Origin of the sequence: Shimia sp. NS0008-38b (assembly GCF_040370365.1) — a bacterium.
Classification (GTDB): domain Bacteria; phylum Pseudomonadota; class Alphaproteobacteria; order Rhodobacterales; family Rhodobacteraceae; genus Shimia.
Genome location: NZ_BAABWQ010000003.1, coordinates 691,214 through 716,036 on the forward strand (window position 1 = coordinate 691,214; position 24,823 = coordinate 716,036).

At 51.3% G+C, this 24,823-nt stretch carries 28 protein-coding genes; 10 read left to right on the top strand and 18 right to left on the bottom strand.

Going from position 1 to position 24,823, the window contains the following annotated elements; genetic code table 11:
* Positions 1-55 precede the first annotated feature (55 nt).
* Positions 56-994: an ABC transporter ATP-binding protein gene (locus tag ABWV47_RS15550; RefSeq protein WP_353313419.1), complete on the bottom strand. Its 939-nt coding sequence runs from the start codon at positions 992-994 to the stop codon at positions 56-58.
* Positions 995-1,126: 132 nt separating this feature from the next.
* Here ABWV47_RS15550 and ABWV47_RS15555 point away from each other — a divergent pair, with 132 nt between their 5' ends.
* Entirely contained in the window at positions 1,127-1,309 is a 183-nt protein-coding gene (locus ABWV47_RS15555) for a zinc-finger domain-containing protein (protein ID WP_353313906.1), read from the top strand.
* A 55-nt stretch (positions 1,310-1,364) separates the two neighbouring features.
* Here the strand turns inward: ABWV47_RS15555 and ABWV47_RS15560 are convergent, their stop codons facing one another.
* A complete protein-coding gene (locus ABWV47_RS15560; protein ID WP_353313421.1) occupies positions 1,365-2,024 on the bottom strand; it encodes a histidine phosphatase family protein in 660 nt (219 codons plus the stop codon).
* 202 nt (positions 2,025-2,226) lie between these two features.
* Between ABWV47_RS15560 and ABWV47_RS15565 the strand changes: the two genes are divergently transcribed.
* On the top strand, positions 2,227-3,423 hold the full coding sequence (locus ABWV47_RS15565; protein ID WP_353313423.1) for a hydantoinase/carbamoylase family amidase: 1,197 nt from the start codon (positions 2,227-2,229) through the stop codon (positions 3,421-3,423).
* Here the strand turns inward: ABWV47_RS15565 and ABWV47_RS15570 are convergent.
* The 5 genes from ABWV47_RS15570 to ABWV47_RS15590 all read right to left on the bottom strand — a co-directional run bounded on the left by ABWV47_RS15570 (position 3,420) and on the right by ABWV47_RS15590 (position 7,501).
* Entirely contained in the window at positions 3,420-3,647 is a 228-nt protein-coding gene (locus ABWV47_RS15570; protein WP_353313425.1) for a WGR domain-containing protein, read from the bottom strand. The two genes, ABWV47_RS15565 and ABWV47_RS15570, sit on opposite strands and share 4 nt — an antisense overlap.
* An 845-nt stretch (positions 3,648-4,492) precedes the next feature.
* A complete protein-coding gene (locus ABWV47_RS15575) occupies positions 4,493-5,473 on the bottom strand; it encodes an OmpA family protein (protein ID WP_353313426.1) in 981 nt (326 codons plus the stop codon).
* Positions 5,470-6,042: a peroxidase-related enzyme gene (locus ABWV47_RS15580; RefSeq protein WP_353313428.1), complete on the bottom strand. Its 573-nt coding sequence runs from the start codon at positions 6,040-6,042 to the stop codon at positions 5,470-5,472. The genes ABWV47_RS15575 and ABWV47_RS15580 overlap by 4 nt, the downstream gene beginning before the upstream one ends.
* On the bottom strand, positions 6,039-6,785 hold the full coding sequence (locus tag ABWV47_RS15585; protein ID WP_353313430.1) for a GNAT family N-acetyltransferase: 747 nt from the start codon (positions 6,783-6,785) through the stop codon (positions 6,039-6,041). Before ABWV47_RS15585 ends, ABWV47_RS15580 begins: the two co-directional genes overlap by 4 nt.
* Positions 6,779-7,501, bottom strand: coding sequence for a competence/damage-inducible protein A (locus tag ABWV47_RS15590; RefSeq protein ID WP_353313432.1), 723 nt, complete (start codon positions 7,499-7,501; stop codon positions 6,779-6,781). Before ABWV47_RS15590 ends, ABWV47_RS15585 begins: the two co-directional genes overlap by 7 nt.
* 46 nt (positions 7,502-7,547) lie before the next feature.
* On the opposite strand from ABWV47_RS15590, the gene sfsA reads away from it, so the two are divergent.
* Both sfsA and map read left to right on the top strand, forming a co-directional pair.
* Positions 7,548-8,249, top strand: coding sequence for a DNA/RNA nuclease SfsA (sfsA, locus tag ABWV47_RS15595; protein WP_353313434.1), 702 nt, complete (start codon positions 7,548-7,550; stop codon positions 8,247-8,249).
* Between the two features lie 91 nt (positions 8,250-8,340).
* Positions 8,341-9,207, top strand: coding sequence for a type I methionyl aminopeptidase (map, locus tag ABWV47_RS15600; RefSeq protein ID WP_353313436.1), 867 nt, complete (start codon positions 8,341-8,343; stop codon positions 9,205-9,207).
* 58 nt (positions 9,208-9,265) lie between these two features.
* Here map and rsmD read toward each other — a convergent pair whose 3' ends face one another.
* Together rsmD and ABWV47_RS15610 are read right to left on the bottom strand one after the other, a co-directional pair.
* On the bottom strand, positions 9,266-9,838 hold the full coding sequence (gene rsmD, locus ABWV47_RS15605; protein ID WP_353313438.1) for a 16S rRNA (guanine(966)-N(2))-methyltransferase RsmD: 573 nt from the start codon (positions 9,836-9,838) through the stop codon (positions 9,266-9,268).
* The gene (locus tag ABWV47_RS15610) at positions 9,835-11,043 is read right to left on the bottom strand and encodes an NAD(P)/FAD-dependent oxidoreductase (RefSeq protein WP_353313440.1); all 1,209 of its coding nucleotides are present in this window, start codon (positions 11,041-11,043) and stop codon (positions 9,835-9,837) included. Before ABWV47_RS15610 ends, rsmD begins: the two co-directional genes overlap by 4 nt.
* A gap of 85 nt (positions 11,044-11,128) precedes the next feature.
* Here ABWV47_RS15610 and ABWV47_RS15615 point away from each other — a divergent pair, with 85 nt between their 5' ends.
* Positions 11,129-11,617 carry a peroxiredoxin gene (locus ABWV47_RS15615; RefSeq protein WP_353313441.1) on the top strand — a complete coding sequence of 163 codons (489 nt, stop codon included), beginning with the start codon at positions 11,129-11,131 and terminating at the stop codon, positions 11,615-11,617.
* 27 nt (positions 11,618-11,644) lie between these two features.
* On the opposite strand, the gene ABWV47_RS15620 is transcribed toward ABWV47_RS15615, so the two are convergent.
* The 5 genes from ABWV47_RS15620 to ABWV47_RS15640 form a co-directional block, all read right to left on the bottom strand.
* Positions 11,645-11,950 (bottom strand): 4a-hydroxytetrahydrobiopterin dehydratase, encoded by a 306-nt coding sequence (locus tag ABWV47_RS15620; protein WP_353313443.1) that lies wholly within the window; start codon positions 11,948-11,950, stop codon positions 11,645-11,647.
* Complete coding sequence (locus tag ABWV47_RS15625) at positions 11,947-13,116, bottom strand: GNAT family N-acetyltransferase (protein ID WP_353313445.1); 1,170 nt, start codon at positions 13,114-13,116, stop codon at positions 11,947-11,949. The genes ABWV47_RS15620 and ABWV47_RS15625 overlap by 4 nt, the downstream gene beginning before the upstream one ends.
* 192 nt (positions 13,117-13,308) lie before the next feature.
* Entirely contained in the window at positions 13,309-13,770 is a 462-nt protein-coding gene (locus ABWV47_RS15630; RefSeq protein ID WP_353313447.1) for a RidA family protein, read from the bottom strand.
* Between the two features lie 73 nt (positions 13,771-13,843).
* Entirely contained in the window at positions 13,844-15,148 is a 1,305-nt protein-coding gene (locus tag ABWV47_RS15635; RefSeq protein ID WP_353313449.1) for an HlyD family type I secretion periplasmic adaptor subunit, read from the bottom strand.
* On the bottom strand, positions 15,145-16,878 hold the full coding sequence (locus ABWV47_RS15640) for a type I secretion system permease/ATPase (RefSeq protein ID WP_353313451.1): 1,734 nt from the start codon (positions 16,876-16,878) through the stop codon (positions 15,145-15,147). Before ABWV47_RS15640 ends, ABWV47_RS15635 begins: the two co-directional genes overlap by 4 nt.
* 208 nt (positions 16,879-17,086) lie before the next feature.
* On the opposite strand from ABWV47_RS15640, the gene ABWV47_RS15645 reads away from it, so the two are divergent.
* Both ABWV47_RS15645 and ABWV47_RS15650 read left to right on the top strand, forming a co-directional pair.
* A complete protein-coding gene (locus ABWV47_RS15645; protein ID WP_353313453.1) occupies positions 17,087-17,836 on the top strand; it encodes an MlaA family lipoprotein in 750 nt (249 codons plus the stop codon).
* Positions 17,823-18,431: an MlaC/ttg2D family ABC transporter substrate-binding protein gene (locus tag ABWV47_RS15650; protein WP_353313455.1), complete on the top strand. Its 609-nt coding sequence runs from the start codon at positions 17,823-17,825 to the stop codon at positions 18,429-18,431. The genes ABWV47_RS15645 and ABWV47_RS15650 overlap by 14 nt, the downstream gene beginning before the upstream one ends.
* 49 nt (positions 18,432-18,480) lie before the next feature.
* Here ABWV47_RS15650 and ABWV47_RS15655 read toward each other — a convergent pair whose 3' ends face one another.
* Positions 18,481-20,655 carry a transglycosylase domain-containing protein gene (locus ABWV47_RS15655; RefSeq protein WP_353313457.1) on the bottom strand — a complete coding sequence of 725 codons (2,175 nt, stop codon included), beginning with the start codon at positions 20,653-20,655 and terminating at the stop codon, positions 18,481-18,483.
* Positions 20,656-20,911: 256 nt separating this feature from the next.
* Here ABWV47_RS15655 and ABWV47_RS15660 point away from each other — a divergent pair, with 256 nt between their 5' ends.
* Positions 20,912-21,250 carry a P-II family nitrogen regulator gene (locus tag ABWV47_RS15660; protein WP_353313458.1) on the top strand — a complete coding sequence of 113 codons (339 nt, stop codon included), beginning with the start codon at positions 20,912-20,914 and terminating at the stop codon, positions 21,248-21,250.
* A 25-nt stretch (positions 21,251-21,275) separates the two neighbouring features.
* Positions 21,276-22,610 carry an ammonium transporter AmtB gene (locus tag ABWV47_RS15665; protein ID WP_353313459.1) on the top strand — a complete coding sequence of 445 codons (1,335 nt, stop codon included), beginning with the start codon at positions 21,276-21,278 and terminating at the stop codon, positions 22,608-22,610.
* A 503-nt stretch (positions 22,611-23,113) separates the two neighbouring features.
* Here ABWV47_RS15665 and ABWV47_RS15670 read toward each other — a convergent pair.
* Entirely contained in the window at positions 23,114-23,338 is a 225-nt protein-coding gene (locus ABWV47_RS15670) for a DUF1150 family protein (protein ID WP_353313461.1), read from the bottom strand.
* A 4-nt stretch (positions 23,339-23,342) separates the two neighbouring features.
* Complete coding sequence (locus tag ABWV47_RS15675) at positions 23,343-23,756, bottom strand: Hsp20 family protein (RefSeq protein WP_353313462.1); 414 nt, start codon at positions 23,754-23,756, stop codon at positions 23,343-23,345.
* A gap of 201 nt (positions 23,757-23,957) precedes the next feature.
* On the opposite strand from ABWV47_RS15675, the gene ABWV47_RS15680 reads away from it, so the two are divergent.
* Positions 23,958-24,182, top strand: coding sequence for a YdcH family protein (locus ABWV47_RS15680; protein ID WP_353313464.1), 225 nt, complete (start codon positions 23,958-23,960; stop codon positions 24,180-24,182).
* A gap of 22 nt (positions 24,183-24,204) precedes the next feature.
* Here the strand turns inward: ABWV47_RS15680 and ABWV47_RS15685 are convergent, their stop codons facing one another.
* Positions 24,205-24,804 carry a LolA family protein gene (locus ABWV47_RS15685; RefSeq protein ID WP_353313465.1) on the bottom strand — a complete coding sequence of 200 codons (600 nt, stop codon included), beginning with the start codon at positions 24,802-24,804 and terminating at the stop codon, positions 24,205-24,207.
* Positions 24,805-24,823: the final 19 nt, after the last annotated feature.

Sequence of the window (24,823 nt, forward strand, 5' to 3'; positions counted from 1 at the left end):
CTTCTGTGGTTTGGTTTGCACTTTCCGATGCGAGAAAGTTTGGATGTCGCGCTCGCTATGCGTGTTTCGATTTTGTGAGCGCTAGAAAAACGTCTTCCAAATCCGCTTGCTCTGTTTTGACATCTTGGATGATGATCCCAGCAGCACGTACTGCGTTAAGCACATCTTCGGCGGAAGTGTCGCCGGTCTGATATGAGATAGCCAAGGCACCGCCCGCTATTCTCTCAACCGTTAGCCCGTCTGCTTCAGGCAATCTCTCGACGTCTCGCGCAGGTTGGATCACCATACACTTGCGGTCAATTTGCCCCAATAGGTTTCTGGTGCTGTCTCTTGCAACCAACGCGCCCTGATTGATGATCGCGATCTCATCACACATCTCCTCGGCTTCTTCGAGGTAATGCGTAGTCAAGATGATCGTTGTCCCTTGTTCTTGATTTAGACGGCGGACGTTCCGCCACAACATCTGGCGCAATTCGATGTCCACACCGGCGGTCGGCTCGTCCAAAACCAGCACTTGCGGTGAATGAACCAGAGCCTTGCCCAAAAGCAAGCGCCGCCGCATACCGCCCGACAATGTCCGCGCATATGCGTCGGCTTTGTCGGTCAGGCCGATCATTTCTAAGATCGCGTCGCTTTGGCGTTGAGATTTTGGCACACCGTACAGGCCTGCCTGAACTTCCAAAGCCCCCCGAGGTGTGAAGAAAGGATCCAGGTTGAGCTCTTGCGGCATGACACCGATCGCAGCCCGAGATTGACGCGGGTTTTCGTCTTGATCGAATCCCCAAATGCGCACTTGTCCAGCTGTTTTAGTCACCAAACCCGCCATGATGTTTATCATGGTAGACTTTCCTGCGCCGTTTGGCCCCAACAAGCCAAAAATCTTACCTGCAGGAATGTTCAGATTAATGCCCTTGAGGGCGCATTTCTTTGGTTCTCCACGCCCACCTGAGTATGTCTTTTCCAAACCAAGAATTTCGATTGCGTTCTGCGCCATTGCTACCCTTGCTCCTCGCCGTGCAATCCCTATTATTCGCCTCTATCGAAACAAGGTACGCACTACAACCGCCACCGCCTATGAACCCGCCAGATATCAGGCCACGCCTGCAATAGCCTAAGGACTTTCATGATGACCCTAGCAGCTCCAGAAACAAAAGTTGTCGACAGCTACCGCGTGTCTTGTGATGGCGGTGAAGGAGCTTTAGGTCATCCGCGAGTTTGGCTGCAAATTCCAGGTGAGCATGGCTGGGTGGAATGTCCTTATTGTGACTGCAAATTTGTGCACAAGGATTTTGAAAGCAATCACGCTTAACCAATCCGGAGTTGCGCGCCGCCATCATTGCGCACAACCAACACACCTTGCGTTTCTAGAGGTGCGTTTGGGCGTGATGCCGTTCTGGCGTCTCCAGATGTGAAATTGAGTTGAATTGTGTTAGCAGCGGTTGACCAAGTACCTTCTGCCAGCGATGGACGGACGTGTTCTGAATAGCCAAACACATTTTGGCCCACCCATCGACGTCGAGATCGAGAGTATGGCGCAAAACAGCTCCGATCAAACCACCTGATGTCACCACCAAAGCATGGCCATCCCCGGCTGAAATGTCCTTGATAGCAGCCTTCACTCGCGTGTCAAACGCTTCGAAAGACTCGGGAGCACCGTGAATTTTTCCGCGCTCCCACGCACGCAACACCTGGGGCAAGTGGCTCACAAAACCTTCTCGATCACTTGGCACTTGCAAGCCATATTGCTCATCCATCAAACGCGCCAAATCAAAGTAAGAAAATTCATTCAGTCTTGGGTCTATGACGACCTCAGCAAAACTATCAGCCCGCATACTTTGAGCGGTTTCCCTATGACGACGCAAACTGCCTGAGTAGACACGCTGGAAGGTTTGGCCACTTTCGCGCATGTGTTCTCCGAGCCAAACAGCCTGCTGATGGCCAAGTGGCGATAATTTATCGTAACTGGTCTCATCTCTGGCTTGCGTATTGGCCTGCCCGTGGCGTACGAGTGAAATATGAGGCATGAAAAGGTCTTCTGCTTGGTGTTTTGTTCATGCGTAAACAACCAGCGGAGCAAGGAAAAGCCAAAATACAAAACACCCACCAAATGCATGACGTATCAACCAGAATGCGACGCCTTGATACGCCAAACACAATACTACCCTTAGTCGTCTCGATAACATAATTCTGAGAACTACCTCCCGTCATTACCGAAAGGCTGTTTTTGTGCTGAACCCTGAACGGTTTTTGAAAGACTTACATACCCTAAGATCTTTTGGTGCATCAGGGGTCGGCAAGGGAGTAAAACGGCGCGCTTACAGCGACGCAGACATAGCCTCTCGTGAGTGGTTGGCGTCCCAATTTGAAGCAGCTGGATTAAAATCACATTTTGATCCCGTTGGTTCTGTGTGGGGCCTCTCAGGAGAGCATTCCCTACTTTTGGGATCTCACTCTGATACACAGCCAGAGGGCGGGTGGCTGGATGGCGCTCTGGGTGTTGTTGCTGCTCTAGAAATTGCCCGTGCCAACCAAGAAACCGGCGGACCGCCAGTTTCAGTGGTGTCATTTCAAGACGAAGAAGGCCGTTTCGGTGGCACGACGGGCAGCGCGATTTGGGCTCAACTTCTACCACTGGAAGAGGCCGACAAAATTACTGACACGGATGGGGTATCGCTCGCAAAAGCCCGTGGCTCCATGACACATTTGGATAATGGGTGGATCGATCCTGCACAGTTCACTGGTTATCTGGAGATGCATATTGAGCAAGGACCTTGGCTGGATAAAGCCAAACAGACGATCGGCATTGTCACCGAGATTGTGGGGATCCGGGAACTAAAAATCGTCTTTCATGGCGCGCAAAATCATGCTGGAACAACTCCAATGTCAATGCGTTCCGACGCATTTCAGATGCTTTCGACCTTTAACCAAACACTCAACCTAGCCCTAAAAGACGTTGCGGATGACAAGTCGGTTTGGACCATTGGCCATGTGCGGCTTCATCCTGGGGCCAGCTCTGTCGTTCCCGGAACAGCGGAGTTTATGATACAGTGGCGTGATGGATCTGCGAAGCGGTTGGATGAAATGGAAGCACAAGTTCGCAAAACAAGTATTGCTTGCGCCGAAGATTTTCATGGGACCGTAGAGCTGATTGAACAGTGGTCAATACCACCTACAAAAATGTCGTCGCGTTTCCAAAATGCTATGGAATACGCCGCGAAACAATTGTCCCCAGGGGCCTACAGCATGATGCCATCAGGGGCGCTGCACGATGCCTCCAATGTTGCGAGACTAATGCCTGCAGGCATGCTCTTCGTTCCGTCAATCAATGGGATCAGCCACGCATTTGAAGAAGACACGTCAGAAGCTGATTTGGTAAAGGGTTTGCAAGTGCTTGCGGCAACGATTGCCACACTTGCAAACTAGCCGCGTGCGTACCCGCGGCTCAAAGCGCGCGATCTAAAACTATCCGCAGCGACGGATGCATCCCTTAGATTTCCGAATATACTCACCATACACCGACCTTTTCCGCCAGAAACGCCCCACTCCCGTAACACCGAAACTTCTTCGAAAAGATTCATAGCAATCTCAACGCGGTAATACCGTGGTCGTGTCAGCTGTGAGGGTTTGTAGAGTATGCACATCGCCATGAAACGAGTCTATTGCACCTAAAGATGACGCGCAATACGCTCCATTGTTTGAAAAGTTACCCCAACAACAAACTATCAGAACCGCCTGAACTACGCCGTAGTTCGTGAAAATCCGCAAACTTGAGGTCACTCATCAAGCCCCTCGCATTTTCAATGTCTCAAAACCTGAATATCTCTGCGACTGGGCAAATCGGGTACGCGTAAAGCACACTCGCCTCGCCACTCCCTTGTGCCACCAGCCCACTCTAGCGCGCGAATGCGTCACCGGCCTTACCACGGCATCCAACTTCAACGTCTGGATTGGTCACGGTCAGTTTTAGATACGCACAGATCATTTTTTGTCGCCGTTGGGTTGATGGCATCAAAGTAACGATCCATGAGGCAGGCGAACGCGTGTAATGACATGTACGGGATGGTAATTTTCACGCATGGGCACACATTAGACGATCTTACGGTAGTAATGTTCTTGGTTCGCTATTGTTCGTTGGCTAATGCAAGAAAAGCTCTGTCGCCTCGCTACACGACTATCGTTAGACCCGTTACCCGCGCGGGATCTACTCAAAATCTAGAACTCTTTGAACGGTTACAAGCCCACACAAGAACCGCTACGGGTTGCAAAAACAGCGGAACAAATGGAGCAGGGAAAGACTGAAATGCTTCGCTCGCTTCAAAGACAAGACACTCGGACGCGCTTTCAGCGCAACCCTATGCAGACATTTGGATGGGTGGTCGGGAACCCCAATTTTTGGCCGTCAGCAAGAATTAGAGCGTTTAGAGACCTGTTGATCACTGGGTTTCGCGCACGGGCTCTGACTTTTTGACCTAGCGGGCATGTCCCAAGCTTCTCATCCTTTATTAGATGCCAGTAGTATAGCTTCTACACGCCTGTTCGATTGTCTGCCCTCTTCAGTTTGATTGGAAGAAACCGGCGCAAGATATCCGACTCCATGGGCCTCAACCTGCGATCTTTTAACTCCGTATTCATCAACCAACAGTTCCAAAACAGAAACCGCTCGTCTCTGTGACAAATTGACATTGCTTGAGAGTACGCCCTCGGTATCAGTATGTCCGACAAGCGCAATGCGTTGATCCGGGTGATTGTTCAAAAAATCAGAAAGATCCTGTAACGAAACAAATGTCTTCTGAGTTAACGTCGATGAACCAGTTGCGAACACAAGATCAGACAACGCAATATGTCCCTGAGAACGCAGAATGGCAGAGGTTGAGACGTTTTCATTTATTTTCGAGTTGGTTGCGGAAGAAGCCTCAGGCGTTTGATCAGCGCGAGCACCTGAAGGAAGAGCTTTTTCTTTATCAACCAATTCTTCGGAAACGCCTGTCGGAGCAACTGTATTTATCTGAACCATTCCTGCTTGAACAGTCCGGCTCACCAGTGCCCAAATTCCCTCGCTTCCCTCGGGGGTCTCTCTTTGAGCGGACAAGAAGTGGTAGTCTGACAGGTCTACAAACATGTTTGGCGGTAAAAAAACATCTAATCCAAATCGGAAATCGAACCCACCACAAGCGACACTGTCGCATGAGAAAACAACATCAAATCCTTCGGCCTCCAACTGTGAAATCAAAGCTGCCGCCGTGTCGGTCGTATTGGTAAAACCGCTGGACACACGCCAGCTTCGGCGTTGAAGGTCTCCGCGCAGTGAAATACTTTGAATGCTGTCTTGAGAATATGGTCCTGTCGGAATGGAAAGAACATTTTTCGAGACCGACTCAACTGCAAGCAGCTGGGCGCCAGAACCCAATTGTGGTTCAAAAGCCCAACTGACAGAAGGAAACAAAGCAATCCCTATAGCGCAAGCAAACTTCATCGTGATTGAGCGTGGTACTCTTGATTTGGCACCATATTGGTTGCGGATGCGACTCGGTTAGACATGTTGTAAAATCCGACTACATTGGCGATGTCCCAAATGTCGCGATCATCAAACCCCGCATCTCGTAGAGCGCTGCGATCAGCCTCTTCTATCGTGCTGGAAGCGGTGGTCATTTTTTCCGCAAACGCCAGCATCGTGTATTGACGCAGGCCGAGATTAGCGACACGCCAATTCATCACAAGTTTCTCTCCCAACATTGGGTCATTGGACAATTGGCGCACCGCCGCTCCATGCGCTACGAGGCAGTAGAAGCATTTATTGATCGAACTCACCACCACTGCGATCATTTCCCGTTCCAGTTTGGACAAACCACTGTCGGCCAGCATCAAATCGTTGTAGAGCGCTGTAAAGGCAGTCAGTTTGGCTTCATTCGTCGCATAAGCCTTTAAGACATTTGGGATCAGACCCAGTTTTTCCTGACAAATCTCAAAATATCGCTGTGTCTCTACCGGCAAGGGATCCAGAATAGGTATGTCTAGGGCCGTGGGTGTTTCCTTACCGCTCATTTCAAATCTCCCCGATGTACTGGCTTCAGCCTGTAGTGGTATTTTCCCACAACAGACATGTTGAGGGAAGTGTATAGCGCGTTTGCGCCCACATTGGCTGTGGTGCAGACGACAGACAAATGCGTTCCGCCATTTTGCAGAACCCACTTCGCAGCACGCCGCATCAAGAATTTTGCGATGCCCTGTCGGCGCTGAGAGGATAGAATTTCAAGTGCGTGCACCATACCGACACCACTATGCATCGCTAAAAAACTTGCGCCAGCAGGCTTATCGTTCCACCGGGATACAAACCCTGTTTTCGGGCCCTTAGCACGCCGCATTACGTTCAAGCGCTCAGGCCCGACCCCACCTGCGGCCCAGATTTCTTCCATGATTTTAAGCGGCTCCCAAGCTGGGATCGCGGCGGTCCTAGGCAGACTTTGGTCGGCAAGGTCGATAGCTGGGATCACATACATTGTTACGGGATCGACGAGTTCATAACCACGTTTCTTTAGCGTGTCATCCAACAGTGTCTCTTCATCGCGCAACTGAAACAGTGGGACCTGCGAAAAGCTACTCATCGCAGTTTCAGCCATGACCACATCTTGTAGGCCTGCGTCCTTCAAACTGGTCGCAGCCGAAACTCTTTTACCTCCACCTTTGCCGTTTCGGATCAGGAATGCGCCCTTCCGCTGAATGGCCGCCGCTGGCCAAGTCGCATCCAAAACATCAAAAAGCGTATCGGCGCTTGGTAACTCTAACACGCAAAGGTCCCCACGAGATCAGCCATGGCTGCATCAATGCGACTACCATCAGTACCGCGAACGACAACATTTGCACCATATGCCCCGTTGTCTTGAAAGGGATATGAGCCGAAAGACAGATCGGAAAACTTTTGTGCAAGCTCCGCAAGAGGCCCTGCGATTTCGCCCTCACCTAGATCAACTCGAAGCGTCTGGCTCAGCAGCGGCTCACCGCCCGTCAAAGTGGGCAAAACGCTGGCAACCATTGCTTGAAAAACACTTGGCACGCCTGCCATGACATAGACATTTTCTAGTATGAAACCGGGTGCAACAGAGACCGGGTTATCGATCAAAGAAGCCCCATTGGGAATACGTGCCATCCGTTGGCGCGCATGGTTGAATTCTTTTCCGGCGGCATCATAGTGCTTTTGGAGCAGTTCCCTCGCATCGTCGCGAACATCAATTTTACGGCCAAAAGCTTTGGCCACACAATCCGATGTAATATCATCGTGTGTGGGTCCTATTCCTCCAGAAGTGAAAACGCATTGGTACGAAACAGACAGCTGTCGAACCGCTTCAACGATCTTATCTTCGTTATCCGCGACGATCCGTACTTCCGACAAGGTGATCCCATGTTTTGTCAACTCGCCAGCAAGATAGTGCATGTTCGCATCGCGCGTCCTACCCGACAGTATTTCGTCTCCGATCACCAACATCGCAGCAGTGGGGTTAGACATAATCACATTCCTTGTCAGTGGCATAAAGCAGGTATAGGCCTGTGGCATGCGCTTTCAAACCCCTCTTGTTCCCGCCCGCCTAGTACAACGGTACAAACGTTTTCTTATAGATGCCACGCTGGAGGATGGCACTGAGGTGACTGCACATTGCGCCAACCCAGGCTCTATGCTGGGACTCGCACTCCCTGGTAGCAGAATTTGGCTCGAACCCAACGACGACCCCAAGAAAAAGCTGAAGTACGGGTGGCGCTTGATTGAACATGAGACGGGACATTTCACGGGCGTAGACACGTCAGTGCCCAACCGGGCACTTAAAGAGTACCTAGGAGAACACGGAATCCCTGAGTTCGCGGATTACACAGATGTCAGACCCGAAGTCAAATATGGGCAAAACAGCCGTATTGATTTTTTGCTGTCCGCACCCGACCGGCCAAATCACTATCTGGAGGTAAAGTCAGTCACGTTGTCCAGAAATACGGGAGTAGCCGAGTTCCCTGACAGCGTGACTGCGCGTGGTACTAAACATCTGGCGGAACTGATCGATATGAAGGCCTTGGGTCACGACGCTACGATGCTCTACTTGGTTCAACGCACCGACGCGGAACTAGTCAGCTTGGCTGATGATATCGATCCGAAATACGCAGAAGCTTTTGAAAGAGCTCGTACTGCAGGTGTGAATGTGCTGGCTTACAGATGTCAAATATCTCCAGAAGAGATCGAAATCGACCAGAGGATCCCTTTCCTTTAGGAACAGGCTGAACGTGAAATCGTTGCACCTCTGGCACTTTCTACATTTTGCACTTAGATAGCGATGAACCCAACGCGACGGAGCAGACCCTATGATCGGCAAAGGCCGCCAAACCCGAGATGGCATTCACATTTATGCCCCAGACGACCACTCAGGTATGCACAAGGCGGGCGCTCTTGCGTCACAGATTCTGGATGAAATCGCAGAGCACGTTTTCCCAGGGCAAACTACGGCAGAACTCGACCGGCTGATCGAAACAAAAGTAGATGCCGCCGCGGCGCAATCAGCGACCATCGGGTATCGAGGGTATCAGCATGCGAGCTGTATTAGCGTAAATCATGTTGTTTGCCATGGTATTCCGGGAAGCCCAATCCCAAAATGGAAAAAGGAAACCAGCGCCCAAAAAGAAGACCCAATGCGCGCTGACGACAAGCTGATTGATGGCGACCTTTTGAACATCGACGTCACCGTGATTGTGGATGGGTGGTTTGGAGATACAAGCCGTATGTATGTTGCCGGGAAACCCAAAGGGTTTGCCAAAAAACTCATTCAAGTGACCCATGACGCTCTGATGTTAGGCATAGAGGCTGTCAAACCCGGCAACACTTTTGGCGACATTGGCCATGCAATCCAGACTTATGTCGAGCGGCAACGTATGTCGGTAGTGCGCGATTTTTGCGGTCATGGGTTGGGGCGCGTATTCCACTCTCCACCAAATGTGCTGCACTATGGCCGCGCCGGCAGTGGACCAGTGCTGGAAGAAGGAATGTTCTTCACCATCGAACCTATGGTGAACTTGGGTCGCCCGGAAACCAAGGTGCTTGCGGACGACTGGACAGCGGTGACCCGCGACAAATCTCTATCGGCGCAATTTGAACACTCTGTTGGGGTTACTTCCGACGGGGCGGACATATTCACTCTATCCAAGGCTGGGCTTTACCATCCGACTTGGACTTAACCGAGGACTCGCAAACGCTGCGCTGCGTATTGTTTGCATGGGCCACGCGCAAGGACGATCAGCCCTTGGAACGCGACCGTCTTAGAAAAGAAATGTGGGTGTCCCCATACCTACGCACATCAAGCATTTCAAACCCCTGAGGCGCTACTTGCGGTGCACTTTCTTCCCAAACAATCAAAGCAGCTTCTGCAAACCAGCCCCGCTTCGCAGCGTTCAACAACGTCGGTGTGCCTAGGTTCTTTCCGTACGGCGGATCTACAAAGACCAGATCAAACCCACTTTCCGGATTGTCCCTCAGCCTGGTTGCATCCAATTGTAACTGGCTGATCTGCTCTACAATGCCCAACTTTTTGAAGTTATCTTGCAATAGTCTCGAAGCTATGCGGCCATCATCAACAAAAGCCGCGTACGCAGCCCCCCGCGAGAGAGCTTCAAGGCCCAACGCTCCCGTTCCAGCAAAGAGATCAAGAACACGGGCATTGAAAACCGGATCTCCAAACCTCCCGCCTTGAAGCACATTGAACACGCTCTCTCTCACCCGGTCAGTCGTTGGACGCAGATGATTGGCGGCATCTCCTTTTCCAACAGAACTCAGCGATGTGCCCCGCCATTTGCCCCCGATAATCCTCACGCGTGCAAAAGGTCTTTGATGTCGATGCTGACGTCAGACACCAGCTCTGGCCGCGGGGACTTACCACCTTCGATCAGCCGCTTGCCAACCATGTAATCGCGTGGAGCGTTAGCTGCATCAACCGCGAGAAGCTTATCTTCTTTGTAGTACCAAAATGACTTCACCCGTGCGCTACTTTCCCGGGAGACGATAGTGTCATACCCAACGTTCAAACCTGCGATTTGCAACTTCACATCATATTGGTCAGACCAGAACCACGGCTTGGCGTTATATGGTTTTTGGCTGCCCATGATGTTCTCAGCGACGACCTCAGCTTGATCGATCGCGTTTGGAACACTCTCAAGGCGAATTTGCGCGCCCTTGTACGGAAATGAGGCGCAATCTCCAGCGGCCCAAATGGACTGCGCACTTGTGCTGCCATAGCCGTCTGTCTTGATCCCGTTGTCCAAATCGATTCCCGCTTTTTCGGCGAGTGACACCTCAGGTTGCACACCAACGCCCGCAATCACGAAATCGACTTCAAGAGTTTGTCCATTTGTCAACTCTGCCATTTGCACACGAGCTTTGCCAGAGAGCATCGAAAGGCCAACACCCTCGACAATCTTCACTCCATGCTGCTTGTGCAGCTCTCTGAAAAAGTCGCTTGTTTCTGGTGCGGCGACCCGTTGGAGAATCCGCTCAGATGCCTCAACCAATGTAACCTTGAGCCCCTTGGATGCAGCAACCGCAGCGGCTTCAAGCCCAATGTAGCCGCCACCGACAATCAAAACGTTTCGCCCTGGTGCAAATTCAGGTGCCATTGCGTCAACATCTGCAAGCCCACGCACAACAAAAACGCCTTCTAGCTCGCCACCTATGCTCGCGGGCAGCCGATTGGGAGTAGCACCCGTGGCCAGAACCAAATGGTCATAGGAAAATTTATTCTCGTCGACAGAGATCGTTTTCGCGACACTGTCAATTGCACCGACATCAGTGTTCAGTAGCAAATCAATGTTTTGCTCCTTATAGAAAGCTTTAGGACGCAGAAACAATCTCTCCAAAGACATCTCGCCGAGAAGATACTTTTTTGACAGGGGCGGGCGCTGGTAAGGCAATACTGGTTCCGCGCCGATCAACGTGATTAGCCCTTCAAACCCCAGGTTTCGAAGTTTGGCAACACACGCTGCCCCAGCCTGCCCCGCACCAACCACAACAACATGCGTCACGTAACTTTCCTTCAACTGCCATTGCCTCAATTCTGCGAGACAGTACAGTGGGTATTCAATGAAACGCAATCAAGAGATTACTCAGATGACAATTTCAGTTGGTGATACGCTGCCCAGTAGCACACTCATGAAAGTCGGCAGCAACGGCCCAGAACCGGTTAGTGTCGACGGCCTGACCCAAGGCCGCAAGGTTGTAGTCTTTGGACTGCCTGGGGCATTTACATCCACCTGTTCCAGCGCGCACTTGCCGAGCTTTATGCGCACAGCAGAGAGCTTCAAGAGCAAGGGGGTCGATGAGATAATCTGCGTCGCGGTGAATGATCCTTTCGTCATGGATGCTTGGGACAAAGCAAATGAAGCAAAGGAAGCAGGGCTAACTCTGCTTGCAGACCCAACCGGCAATTTTACGATTGCGATGGGTCTTGAGTTCAGTGTGCCGGAGATAGGATTCACAAACAGATCCAAACGCTATTCTGCTGTCGTTGACGACGGAGTGCTGCAAGTAATCCACATCGAAGAGTCCCCGGGCACATGCGAAATCAGCGCTGGTGAAACACTGCTTGCTGAAATCTGACTACTAAAGGAGCCCAGCCCTATTGGGTTAGGCTCCACTCGCTGCCAAGGCATCCATTTTTCTGGCCAGTTTCGCGTCCAATTCTGTAATACCACCGGCATCATGTGTAGTGAGTTCAATCTCTACCCGACTGTAGACGTTGCGCCACTCTGGGTGATGGTCCCATTTTTCACACCAAATCGCTATCTGCGTCATCCAACCAAAGGCTTGAACAAAACTATCAAACTGAAACGTCTTTTTGAGGGCGGATTGATCGCCTGAAACCTCCCAGCCACTACTACTCAACGGGTCCAAAACCTCTGCGCGTATTGCGCCTCTCAGTACCTCGGTCATTGATGATCTTCCTCGCTGAATTTTTTGAAAGGCCCCCATGCAGTCAATATTTCAATGTCGTCAGACACCGCCTTACGTTCCGCTTCTAAATAAGACCGAACCGCTTCGAGAAATCCAGAATCGCGCAGCCAATGCAACGAGTGCGTGGGAACAGGTAAATACCCACGCGCCAGTTTATGTTCACCCTGCGCGCCAGCTTCCACTGACGCGATCCCGTGCTCAATCGCCCAATCCATTGCTTGATAGTAGCATAGTTCGAAATGCAAACACGGATGATCCTCGACGCAGCCCCAATAGCGGCCAAACAACGCCTCCGCTCCGATAAAATTCAGAGCCCCTGCGATCGGCCGCCCATCACTAATAGCAAAAACCAACAAAACATCACTGCGCATGGTTTCATGCAGAGCATCAAAAAAAGCCCGCGTAAGGTAAGGGGTTCCCCATTTTCGGGCGCCAGTGTCCTGATAAAACGTCCACATTGCATCCCAGTGTTCTGGAAGGATCTCAGGGCCCGTAAAGGTTCGGATTTCGCCGCCAAACGCCCGAGCCTTTGCCCGCTCCTTGCGAATATTCTTGCGTTTTCGTGACGAAAGTTTTGAAAGAAACTCATCGAAATTATGATACCCATCATTCAGCCAATGAAACTGCTGGGAAGTGCGATGCAATAGTCCAAGCGCTTTGCCCACTTCTGCTTCTTTTTCTGAGCAGAACGTGATGTGAACACTGCTGAGCTCGTTATCAGAAGCGACCTGTACCATTGCCTGTGTCAAGGCAGATTGTGCTGTCGCTTCCCAACCTGGGCGCGCCAAAAATCGTTCGCCGGTCACTGGAGTAAACGGCACTGCCACCTGCATTTTTGGATAGTATCGCCCGCCGGCCTGCTCATATGCGTGTGCCCAGTTATGATCAAAAACATACTCACCCTGACTATGTTCCTTGATGTAAACTGGCGCCACGGCAACTAGCATTTGGTCTGACTTCACGGCCATGTACCTAGGGTGCCAGCCTGTCCCGACACCAATCGAGCCACTTTTTTCTAAGGCATGCAGAAAACGGAAGGTGATAAATGGGTTTGCGCTTTGCCCAGCGGCACAAGCATCCCAATCTTCCTCAGACAATTCCTTTAGGGAGGTGTGCACCTCAACCGTAATCTGGCTTCCGTCCATATCCAACCTCCGCACAGTTCTGAATGTTGAGTTTTACTCGCCAACGGTCAAGTCGACCTCGCAACGTAATGGTGGGACTGTGACAGATTTTATTGTTAGCATACAATCGCGACTAAATTAGGAGCACCAAGACTGCGCGCCGACACTCGGCACACTCAGCGCCGCTCCACATTGAAACACTTCGGAATGCCTTCAAGAGATTTGGAAAATTCCCTCAATTTCGACAGCAACGCCTAAAGGAAGCGCACCCGCAGAGACTGCAGAACGCGCATGACGCCCCTTTTCACCAAGTGCTTCAACCATAAAATCTGAAGCGCCATTCACGACCTTTGGTTGTTCAGTGTAGTCAGGAGTTGAGTTCACAAAACCAGTGAGCTTTACAACGCGAACCAGTTTATCTAGGTCACCGCCACACGCCGATTTGAGAGCAGCCAACAGTCCTATAGCACAGGTCTTGGCAGCCGCCGCGCCGGCATCAGTGTCCATGTCGTGACCAACTTTCCCCACGATCAAGCCTTCCGCATTCATGGAAATCTGACCGGAAACATACACGATATCGCCAACAACCACATATGGAACATAGTTTGCTGCCGGTGCCGAAACCTCAGGTAAAGCAATACCCAACTCACTCAAGCGCGCTTCAATTTTGCTCATATTTATGATCCCAAAAGACTTCGTTCCCGCGAACGCTAGACCGCGAAACAGAAATTGAAAAGGCGTTTTTCAGTTAGCTTTCGCGAAAGGCTTTGACAAAGTAATCGGTCAACGGCTTGGTCAGATAGACCAACGGACTTTGGTCTTGTGTCCGCAAGAACGCGTCGACTGGCATGCCAGGCAGTAGAAAGACATCAGATGGAAGCTTTTCCACTTCGCCTTCAGCCAATTCGATTTCTGCTTTGTAGAAAGTTGCACCGGTTTGCTCATCCTGAAAGGCATCTGCCGAAATGTGTACAACTCGGCCAATGAGTTCAGGTGTAACCCTTTGATCGAAAGCCGAGAATCTTAGCGAGACGCTTTGCCCAGGATAAACTTGATCCACATGGATGGTGGGGACTTGCACCGCGGCAACCAAAGGTCTGTCCTGAGGTACTATAAACAGCAATGGATCAGCGGGGCGAACAACCGAGTTTGGAGTAAACACGTTCAAGCCATACACCACGCCTGAAACAGGGGCGCGTATCGCAAGGCGTTCCATTTTCTGATGGAGTTGTCGCCTGCGCTCAGCCAGTTCCAGTTCTCGGTATCTCAAATCTCTAAGCGTCGTAATGGCTTCTTCGCGCCGCGTCGTTTCCAATTTCAGGAGTTCGATCTCTATTTCGGTGATGCGCCCCTCCGCTTGTGCGCGATTTGCGATCAATTCGCCAACGCGACCTGACAAAGACGCCGCCTCCCGTTGCAGAGCAAGTACACGTGTGGCCTGAGCCAGCCCTTTATCCAACAAACGCTGTTGATCCTGCAGTTCGTCTTGGATCAGTTCAAGCTGTCGCTGCAGAGCTACGCTCTGTGCATCAACACCTTGGATCTGGCTCACGATCTGAGCGACACGTTTCCCCATCTGATCCATATTTCGATCAAATGTGTCTCGTCTTGCTTCGAAGAGCCGAACCTGACCGTCAGTGAACCCTTTGACGTCTTTGTTCTCTTTCGCCGCGCTAATCAGTTCCGGATCAAATGTCACGTCATCGGCAGAGTCACGTTCTGCCTCCAAACGGCCGCGCCGCGCCATCAACTCCCACAACTGGCCTTCTGTAACAACAAGCTCAGACAACAAATCGACATCGTCCAGCAGTAGTAACAACTGCCCCTGCGCTACCTGGTCCCCTTCATCGACAGCAATTTCAGTTATAATTCCACCGTCGATGTGCTGAACAACCTGTCGGTTCCGGTCCACTTCAACACGCCCAGAAGCGACGATTGCTCCAGCGATTTCGGTCCCAACAGCCCAGGCACCAAAACCAAACACAAACACCAGAAGCGAAACGATTCCTAGCGTCATTGGGGCGCGCGCAGTCCAACGTGTTTCGGGCTTCATTGGACACCTCCGGGAGTGTTGGAGTTTTTAACTTCTGAATAGTTTTGCAGGACTTCTTTTAACACAGTATCCCTCGGACCAAACGCTCGGCGAGCACCTTGATCGAGAACCAACAATTTGTCGCATTCTTGAATCGCCGCTGGCCGGTGTGCCATGATCAAGACGCTCTTCCCCATCGCCTTCATTGAGCGAATTGCAGAATTGAGCGCTGTGGAACCCTCATTGTCCAAATTTGAGTTAGGTTCATCCAAAACAAGAATCGCAGGATCCCCGTACATCGCACGCGCGAGGCCAATTCTTTGAATTTGCCCTCCCGAAAGGCGGCCGCCCTGAGATGTTACCTGCGTATCATACCCATCGGGCAACTTGAGAATCATTTCGTGTGCATCTGCGGACTGAGCAGCTTGGACAACTTTCGTTGCATCGGGCGTTTCCGCTAAACGAGATATATTTTCAGCGATGGTACCATCGAACAATTCAACCCTCTGAGGTAAATACCCGATGTATCGACCAAGATCTGTCGGGTCGTATTGGTCCAATGCAGCGGCGTCCAACCGAACTTTGCCACCTGCCGTCCGCCAGACGCCTGTAAGCGCTTTGGCCAGCGTGGATTTACCTGCACCCGAAGCACCGATCACACCTATCGCCTCTCCGGGAGCCACTTCAAACGACAGCATTCTTAGCGAAGCCTGCGTTTCTCCCGGCGGCACCACCGTAATTTGCTGAACCTGAAGACGCGCCGCAGGTTCGGGTAATTTGGTGCGTGCAATTTCAGGCGGCACCTCAGTCAGCAACTCCGCTAAGCTAGTCCAGCCGCGGCGGGCACGTTGTACCACGGCCCATTGGTTCACCGCCATTTCAACAGGCGCCAATGCGCGTCCAAGAAGAATAGACCCCGCAATCATGGCTCCGGGCGTAATTTCTCCCTTCAAAGCAAGATATGCACCAAGACCCAACATTGCCGATTGCAAAAACAGTCGGAATGTCTTGATGCTGGTTGTGAAAAACCCTCCGATATCCGCTGCAGATACTGTGGCGCGCAGGGATTTTTCGCGTGTTTTTTGCCATCTGCGAAATGCAGCTTCTCGCATGCCCAAAGCGCTTATCATTTCCGCCTCAGATTGGAGCTGAGTGGACATGTAATTGGACGCGTGAGATGCTAAGGTAAGTTTCTCAAGAGGCTTTTTCGATGAAACCTGATTGAGAACGGCGGCCAAAATCAAAGCACCGCCTCCGGCTACGGCTAACGCCCCAAGCCACGGGTGAAAGAGAGCGATTCCGATCAAGAAAATAGGGGTCCACGGAGCGTCGAAAAACGCCGTCAAAACCGGCGAGGTCAGTAGTCTCTGCACGGCTTCTAAATCCGCAATCGCCGTTTGTGCGCCAGCCGTGCGTCCCAAAGACGACCTACGCAAGGCGGCTGAAAACACGCGGTGATCGAGGTCGTCTTGAAACCGCGCACCTACTCGCGCCATAACACGGCCACGTACGAAGTCTAAAACGCCCATTAGACCAAACAAGAATGCAACCAAGAGAGAAAGGGCGACCAGAGTTTGCTCTGAACCGCTTCCGAGCACCCGGTCATAGACTTGCAGCATGTACAGCGGTCCGGTGAGCATCAGCAAATTTACAACAAAACTAAAAACACCAACCGCCCAATAAAGACCCCGACTCTTTCTGCGCACCCACCTCAGCTCTTCCAGGCCCTTGTCTGTCGCCATTGTGCGCATAAGGTACTCTCTTTATCTTTTGGTGGCACACAGCCACGAACATCTATACATCGCGTGAAAAACCGGGTCTGGTGGCCTCCGAAGTGCGATTGCTTCGTCACCGTTTGAGTCTGTTTATTCCGTCGGGGTAGACTATCTATTAAGTCCAATATGCCAAAGTTGGTTTACAAAAGAGATAAACGACGTGTCAGTCCTGCCACAAATTTGTATGAAACGATATGGCCGCGCGATGATCTTATTCGCGGCGCTTGCAATGTCAGCCTGTACGGGCTCAAAGCCATCTTCCGGCATCAATGATCCAAACGAATCCGCAAACCGTCGAATTCATGCCTTCAACAAATCTGTCGACAAAGTCCTTCTTTCGCCCGCCTCTAACGGCTACGGAACGGTGATACCTTCCCCTTTGCGAAAAGGGTTTTCTAATTTCGCAGATCATCTCTCCTTGCCCAATGACGTCATCAACAATGCACTTCAGGGCGATATTGAGGGAGCCGGATCTTCTGTCGCGCGCTTCGTAGTGAACACGGTATTCGGGCTAGCAGGGTTTGTTGATGTTGCGACCTCTGGCGGCATGGAACGTTACGATACTGATTTTGGGGAGACTTTGCACGTTTGGGGTGCCGGCGAAGGCGCATACACCGAGCTACCTTTTTTTGGCCCATCAACGACCCGAGACTCCTATGGTCTGCTCGCTGACATAATCCTTGACCCGTTCTTCGTAGTTACCCGTGAGCCTACTCGCTATATTGGCGGTGTCGCGTATGTCGTAAACGCAATGGGAGATCGCTATGAGTATGATGCCACGATCGACTCGATTTTGTATGAGAGCGCCGACAGCTACGCTCAGGCTCGCATTCTTTACTTGCAGAATCGACGCTTCGAACTTGGAATGACTGACGAAAGTACCTATGTCGATCCCGAATTTGACCCCTACGAGGATCCTTATGCCGATTTCTAAGCTATCCAGACGCAAATTCGTTGCCTTGACCACGTCCACCGCATTGGCAAACATGCTCGCATCCTCATCGCTTGCACTGACTGATGCCAGTGCAAAGCAACTGATTGATGCAGCGGTCAGCGACATCAATCGGGTCATTTCGTCTGGTAAGGCGCTAAATGCTATGATCAAGGATTTTGAACGAATTCTTGTGAAATATGGGGACGTGTCCATAATTGCCCGCTCTGCACTCGGGCCCGACGCGAGAAGCCTGAGCAACAGTCAGCTAAGATCTTATACAAAAGCCTTTCAGGGCTATATTTCACGTAAATACGGCAAACGGTTCAATGAATTCGTCGGAGGAAAAGTTGAAGTTGTCGGAGCTCGGCCAGTAAAAAGTTTCTACGAAGTTACAACCAAAGTGACATTGAAAGGCCAAGCGCCCTTTCAAGTGAATTTCTTGGTCTCTGATAAATCCGGCAAAGACAAGTTCTTTGATATGATTATTGAAGGCATTAGCTTACGCTTGTCCGAGAAAGCAGAAATCGGGGCAATGTTGGATCGGCGCAAAGGCGATATCAATCTGCTCATTCAGGACCTCAAGAAGGCAGGGTGAAGAGGCGGAGTGCGCCGCGGCAAAATGAGAAGCCGATGTGGATTGCGGGTTAGTTTCGACCAAATATGTCCTTTAAAATGCCGTTGACGACATCATCGATACCCTGACCCCGTTTTTTCTGGGGAGCGCGCTTGGGTTTCGGCTGCGACTTGGGAACAAATGCTGGCAAAGGGCGCGGCTCCAAACCTTCATGAACCCGAACCATCGCTTGACTCCAAATCTCTGCCGGTAGCCCGCCACCCGTAACACCTGTCAACGGTGTGTTGTCATCATATCCCATCCAAACGCCTGCGACGTATTCACTCGTGAAGCCAATGAACCAAGCATCGCGCGCCGCCTGCGTTGTTCCGGTTTTGCCGGCGACCTGCCAACCCGGCAACTGCGCGCGACCACCTGTTCCCTCGCTGACAACTTTTTCCATCATCCAAATCAGTTCGCGTGCCGCGGCATCTGAAATCACACGTTCCCCTATACCTCCCCCAGTACCCATCAAAGCATTCTGCTCGCCTAACAATCGCAACTCAACCAAACCATAAGGTGTCACGGATGATCCCCCATTTAGGATCCCTGCGTACGCACCGGTCATTTCCAGAAGACTGCTCTCGGAGGCTCCCAAGGCAAGAGCGGGGCCAGCGGCCAAATCGCTCTCAATGCCGAACATGTTCGCAACCGTTCGCACATTCTCCCGCCCGGCCTTTTCGGAGACTTTGACCGCTGGAATGTTAAGTGAATTCATTAGAGCGAACGTCAGAGAAACTTCGCCGTAGTATTTTCCCGTATAGTTCTTTGGACACCAACGCCCGGAGCCAGCGATGTTCTGACAATAAGGTTCATCCACAACGGAGTCATCGTAGTGCGCACCTTTCTCCAACGCGGTGGCATAGACAAATGGTTTGAATGCGCTGCCTGTCTGACGCTTGGCCTGTGTCGCACGATTAAACGCGCCTGAAACTTTCGTTTGGCGCCCACCCACCATTGCACGTACTGCGCCATCCGCAGACATTACGACAATAGCCGCCTGCGCTTTAGAGCCTTCGCGCACTTTGTTGTCAAAGACCCACTTGAGGCCCTCCTCAACCGCAGTCTGAATACGTGGATCCAGTGTGGTCTTTAGGATTACATCTTCCGTGGTGTTTCTTGTAAAAAACTCAGGCCCAGATGACATCACCCAGTCAGCAAAATACCCACCTGCTTTGGCTTTCGCCGCCTCAGATAGAGTTGCAGGAGACTTTTGATTCCGGGCCGTTTCGAGATCACTCAGGTAACCCTGTTCATTCATCAGTCGCAGAATTGTAGCGGCTCGGTCTTGTGAACGCTGCAAGTTCGCTGTTGGGGCCAATGTAGACGGCGCGGTTAATAGGCCTGCAATCATTGCACCTTCCGCCGGCGACAGATTTGCAGCTGGTTTCCCAAAGTACCGCTGTGAGGCCGCTTCAGCTCCATAGGCTCCCCCTCCCATGTAAGCGCGATTGAGATAAACGGAAAGAATCTCATCCTTCGTGTACTTAACTTCCATGGCCATTGCGTAAACGGCCTCTTTTGCCTTGCGGGCAATGGATCCACGACGACAGTCCTGAACATACTCCGCTTCGCTATCCCAATCGGCGGCATCATATGCGACCCCCAAACAAAGCAATTTGGCGGTTTGCTGTGTTAGGGTCGAGCCACCGTGGCCTGACAATGGTCCGCGCCCTTCGCTTAAATTAATACGGACAGCGCTCGCGATGCCTCGCGGGCTAACACCAAAATGCCAATAGAACCGCTTGTCCTCTGTGGCAATTACAGCATGCTTGAGGTGCTCCGACACTGTGTCGGTAGTAACCACCCCACCGAATTGATCTCCGCGCCAAGCAAAAACCTTGTCGTCCCGATCTAGCAGCGTAACAGAACCTCTCGCCCGCCCATCAAGCAATTCATCAACCTCGGGCAACGTCAAGTAAACGTAACTTACCGCCAACCCAAGGATCAGCATGACAACTAAGGAACTGCGCCAAACAAAAGCCCATACAATCTTCAAGAGCCAACCACAGACAGCACGCACAAATCTGACAATCGGGTTTGGATTGGACTTTTTCTTTGAATTCTTTGAACGCGTTCGAGACTTCGGCTTTTTCTTCAACGCACGTGAATTTTTGACGAGCGATTTGCTTGTCGGTTTGGAAGGCTTTCGGCCGTAGCGTTTCTCAGCCACCAAAGGTGGTTTTCTGCGTCTTGAATCACTCATTGTCGCTCAACTGCCCGAATTTGCTTTTGGCATATTTTAGCGCGTTGAAGACCACTTGTTGAGCCGATCATCAACCCGATTTGGTTTTCATTAAGCTTATTTTTTGTGCTTTTGCCTTTTTTCGCACACTTTTTGACCAAATGCCTTCAAATCCAGCCCTGTGTCGCCCGTTGAGCCTTCGTTTTTGGCGCAATGCTGGGTTTTTCTGCAGTCGCAAATTTGTGGGACACACCCGCTACGCCAAAAGGGGAACAAGGTGAAACTGATTATCGCAACAATCAAACCGTTCAAGCTGGAGGAGGTACGCGAGGCGCTGACCGATATCGGCGTGCGCGGCATGATGGTCACAGAGATTAAGGGTTTCGGCTCTCAGTCTGGTCACACAGAAATCTATCGCGGCGCCGAGTACGCTGTGAATTTCGTGCCCAAAGTAAAACTCGAGCTCGTGGTTGCCGCCAACTTGGCCGATCAGGTGGTTGAGACCATCACCAAGACCGCTCAAACCGGCAAAATCGGTGACGGCAAGATCTTTGTATTGGACGTACAGCAGGCGATCCGCGTGCGTACCGGCGAAACGGATGCAGACGCCATTTAAGGCGGCGTAAGTAAGGAATACACATATGAAAAACCTGACAAAAATCGCCCTGCCAGCCGCGCTTATTGCGCTGCCGGCTATGGGCATGGCCCAAGAGGCCGAAACCCCCGCGGCGGTTCCAACCGACGTTGTGTTTATTTTGAATTCACTGCTGTTCCTCGTGGGTGGCTTTCTTGTGTTTTTTATGGCTGCCGGCTTCGCGATGCTCGAGGCAGGTCTCGTACGTTCGAAGAACGTTGCGATGCAGCTGACCAAAAACATGGCTCTCTTCGGACTGGCTGCAATTTTCTACTACCTTATTGGTTACAACCTCATGTACCCGCTGGGTGATTGGGCCGTTGAAGGTGTACTTTCCGGCTTGTTCCCATCCGTTGGTGTTTTGGAAGCGGTTGGTGTGACTGCTGACGCAGCAGATGACTATGGCTACGCATCCACCGGTTCTGATTTCTTCTTCCAGCTGATGTTCTGTGCGGCGACCGCATCCATCGTTTCTGGTACTGTGGCTGAGCGCATCAAACTGTGGCCTTTCCTAATCTTCACGATCGTTCTGACAGCGATCATCTACCCCTTCACCGCTTCTTGGACTTGGGGTGGCGGTTTTGTCGGTGAAGCAGGCTTCTCTGACTTCGCAGGCTCCACCATTGTTCACTCCGTAGGTGGCTGGGCTGCATTGACTGGTGCGATTATCCTTGGACCACGTCTCGGCAAATACAAAGATGGTAAAACTGTGCCAATGCCTGGCTCTAACCTGACACTCGCCACATTGGGTACTTTCATCTTGTGGCTTGGTTGGTTTGGTTTTAACGGCGGCTCTCAATTGGCCATGGGCTCTGTAGGTGACGTTGCAGACGTCTCTCGGATCTTCTCCAACACAAACACAGCAGCCGCGGGCGGCGCCATCGCTGCGTTGATCCTGACTCAAGTGATGTATGGCAAACCCGACTTAACCATGATCCTAAACGGTGCGCTTGCTGGTCTCGTGTCAATTACTGCTGAGCCACTTACTCCATCGTTGGGTGCAGCCACTCTGATCGGTGCAGTTGGTGGCGTGATCGTGGTCTTCGCAGTTCCGATGCTGGACAAACTCAAAATCGACGACGTTGTTGGTGCAATTCCGGTTCACCTAATCGCAGGTATCTGGGGCACTATCGCAGTTGTTTTCACAAACGGTGATGCTTCCCTAGGCGCACAAATCTACGGCATCGTCGTAATCGGTGCCGCTACCGTGATAATGTCCGCCGTTGTGTGGTTCATCCTTAAGGTCACAATGGGTCTGCGCGTCGACGAAGAGACGGAAATTAATGGCCTGGACATGGCAGAGCTTGGGATGGAAGCCTACCCTGAATTCTCTAAAGGCTAATTCTGAAGCACATCTTACGACTTGGAAAACCCGGGCTAACGCTCGGGTTTTTCTCTATTGAGACACAAAGACCAAGCCGTGCTAATAGTTGGATATGAAACACGTTGCCTTTCTTCTCATTTCGTTTTGCCCCACGCAAGTTTGGGCAGATCCTCCACAGATTGGCAATGTGATCACTCAAGCAAGCAGTGCTGGGTGGACGTTTAGTGTTACGATTCGTCATGCAGATACTGGCTGGGATCACTATGCGGATTCCTGGCGCGTAGAGTTGCTGGATGGAACTGTGCTAGGCACACGGGAGCTACTGCATCCCCACGAACATGAACAACCATTCACGCGTAGCCTCGCCAACATCGAAGTGCCGCTCGGCACTCTTACGGTCTACATACGTAGCAGATGCAATGTGGACGGATGGTCTGAGACGGTGAAGGAAGTACAATTGCCACAAAAAGAATAGCGCGCGAAATCGCGCGCCATGAATTTGAAGTCGTATTCAAAGGTGACTAATGAACTGTCACAGGAGAATAATTGTTCTGTCGCGCCAAAATGAACGCGAGATCGCGTTCTTTTACCAAAGCAAGACGTTCCCCATCCGTGGCATGCACCGCAAACAGCGTTTCCGCTCCCTCGGCTTGCTCTCGAACTTCCTCGGGCAAATCTGCAACCAAAACTTCGCGCACATATACGGTTCGCTCATCGATCGGATGGGCATCAAATTCAACTTGCATGACGTTATCCTTTCTTGATCTGGATGGTTTGAACGATGGTTTCAGGTTTCGCCTGAGTTAAATCCACATGAAGAAGTCCATTTTCCATAATCGCTTCTCCAACCTCAACGCCATCAGCCAAGACGAAACTTCGTTGAAATTGGCGCGCAGCGATGCCTCTGTGCAAAAATACGCGCTCGCCGCTCTCATCAACCTGACGTCCGCGAATAACCAACTGGCGGTCCTCCACTGTGATGCTCAGATTTTGCTCTCCAAACCCGGCAACAGCCAACGTAATACGATAGGCAAAATCCGAAGTTTGTTCGATATTGAAGGGGGGATAGCCCTCTCCACTGGTCTTTGCGGTTCGCTCCAACAACCGTTCGAGCTGTTCAAAGCCCAAGAGATGAGGATAAGACCCTAACGTCAATTTGGTCATCGACACGTCCTTTTCAAAGCGACAGTCCAAGCGAAGATCCCGTTCTGGCAATCGCACGCAAGTCAAATATGGGGGACAGGATCCAATATCGCAAGGGCACATAAAACCGGTTGCTCTGCATAAACATGAGAGGGCTGCGTACTTTCAAGTTGATCGCAAAATCGCTATCTATAGAACTCAACGAAATCAAAGGACGCTGCGATGAACGCCAATACCGATTTGTCCATGAAAACAGATGATGTTTTGCGCGTCGAATTGGAGGTCTTTAAACAAGAGCACCGTGATTTGGATGAGGCCATTAGCGCACTTGTTCAACGTGGCACTGGCGATCAGTTGACCATCCAGCGGCTCAAAAAACAGAAGCTGAGACTCAAAGATATTATTGCCCGTATTGAAGATCGACTGACGCCCGATATTATTGCCTAATTTGTGTTAGGCTTACTCAAACCTACTGGCCACGACGCCTGCGTTCAGAGTCAATGTCAAACAAAGAGCGCGGAAAGGACATTCCAGTTTGAACCGCTTTCAAACGCACTGTGGTTTGAGTGCCATACTCGTCAACAATCACCCACTCCTTTAACGCAACCGGATCATCCGAAAACTTCAGTTGAATTTGACCACTCTCGGGAGTCTTTGGGTCTTGTGCGGTCACGACGGTGTGGACACCGTCGAAACTATGACCGACGACCATATCCGCGGACGACAAATTCACATTTTTTGCTAAAAGCACCGACAATGGCGTCCGCCGCAACGGGTACGTTTCGGGGTTACCATTTGAGCGTCCATCAAAAATTGCGACCGCATTATTGCTTGCCAGTACCAGGGCTCTCTGAGGCGGAGCATACTCGAAGCGCATTTTTCCTGGCCTCTGAATGAACAACGTACCGGTTTGAACCGACCCATCACTGGATTGTTGAACGAACTCAGACTCTACAGTCTTAAGATCATTTAGGTAGCCACTCAACACATCGAGTGACGCTTTTTCTGCAAGTGCAGGATGGCAGAACCAGAACGCTGCAAGTACCAACGCTGTAAATTTTTTATACATGTCCATCCTACAGATATAG

Bases quoted from the DNA above. Each gene is read 5' to 3' on its own strand.
- ABWV47_RS15625 (WP_353313445.1), bottom strand. From the start codon at position 13,116: ATGGACGGAAGCCAGATTACGGTTGAGGTGCACACCTCCCTAAAGGAA.
- ABWV47_RS15670 (WP_353313461.1), bottom strand. From the start codon at position 23,338: ATGCAAGTTGAATTTGATGCCCATCCGATCGATGAGCGAACCGTATAT.
- ABWV47_RS15645 (WP_353313453.1), top strand. From the start codon at position 17,087: ATGAAACGATATGGCCGCGCGATGATCTTATTCGCGGCGCTTGCAATG.
- ABWV47_RS15615 (WP_353313441.1), top strand. From the start codon at position 11,129: ATGACAATTTCAGTTGGTGATACGCTGCCCAGTAGCACACTCATGAAA.
- ABWV47_RS15630 (WP_353313447.1), bottom strand. From the start codon at position 13,770: ATGAGCAAAATTGAAGCGCGCTTGAGTGAGTTGGGTATTGCTTTACCT.
- ABWV47_RS15655 (WP_353313457.1), bottom strand. From the start codon at position 20,655: ATGAGTGATTCAAGACGCAGAAAACCACCTTTGGTGGCTGAGAAACGC.
- ABWV47_RS15590 (WP_353313432.1), bottom strand. From the start codon at position 7,501: ATGTCTAACCCCACTGCTGCGATGTTGGTGATCGGAGACGAAATACTG.
- ABWV47_RS15685 (WP_353313465.1), bottom strand. From the start codon at position 24,804: ATGTATAAAAAATTTACAGCGTTGGTACTTGCAGCGTTCTGGTTCTGC.
- ABWV47_RS15560 (WP_353313421.1), bottom strand. From the start codon at position 2,024: ATGCCTCATATTTCACTCGTACGCCACGGGCAGGCCAATACGCAAGCC.
- ABWV47_RS15650 (WP_353313455.1), top strand. From the start codon at position 17,823: ATGCCGATTTCTAAGCTATCCAGACGCAAATTCGTTGCCTTGACCACG.
- ABWV47_RS15665 (WP_353313459.1), top strand. From the start codon at position 21,276: ATGAAAAACCTGACAAAAATCGCCCTGCCAGCCGCGCTTATTGCGCTG.
- ABWV47_RS15550 (WP_353313419.1), bottom strand. From the start codon at position 994: ATGGCGCAGAACGCAATCGAAATTCTTGGTTTGGAAAAGACATACTCA.
- ABWV47_RS15555 (WP_353313906.1), top strand. From the start codon at position 1,127: ATGACCCTAGCAGCTCCAGAAACAAAAGTTGTCGACAGCTACCGCGTG.
- map (WP_353313436.1), top strand. From the start codon at position 8,341: ATGATCGGCAAAGGCCGCCAAACCCGAGATGGCATTCACATTTATGCC.
- ABWV47_RS15580 (WP_353313428.1), bottom strand. From the start codon at position 6,042: ATGAGCGGTAAGGAAACACCCACGGCCCTAGACATACCTATTCTGGAT.
- ABWV47_RS15675 (WP_353313462.1), bottom strand. From the start codon at position 23,756: ATGACCAAATTGACGTTAGGGTCTTATCCTCATCTCTTGGGCTTTGAA.
- sfsA (WP_353313434.1), top strand. From the start codon at position 7,548: ATGCGCTTTCAAACCCCTCTTGTTCCCGCCCGCCTAGTACAACGGTAC.
- ABWV47_RS15680 (WP_353313464.1), top strand. From the start codon at position 23,958: ATGAACGCCAATACCGATTTGTCCATGAAAACAGATGATGTTTTGCGC.
- ABWV47_RS15635 (WP_353313449.1), bottom strand. From the start codon at position 15,148: ATGAAGCCCGAAACACGTTGGACTGCGCGCGCCCCAATGACGCTAGGA.
- ABWV47_RS15575 (WP_353313426.1), bottom strand. From the start codon at position 5,473: ATGAAGTTTGCTTGCGCTATAGGGATTGCTTTGTTTCCTTCTGTCAGT.
- ABWV47_RS15640 (WP_353313451.1), bottom strand. From the start codon at position 16,878: ATGCGCACAATGGCGACAGACAAGGGCCTGGAAGAGCTGAGGTGGGTG.
- ABWV47_RS15620 (WP_353313443.1), bottom strand. From the start codon at position 11,950: ATGACCGAGGTACTGAGAGGCGCAATACGCGCAGAGGTTTTGGACCCG.
- ABWV47_RS15570 (WP_353313425.1), bottom strand. From the start codon at position 3,647: ATGGCGATGTGCATACTCTACAAACCCTCACAGCTGACACGACCACGG.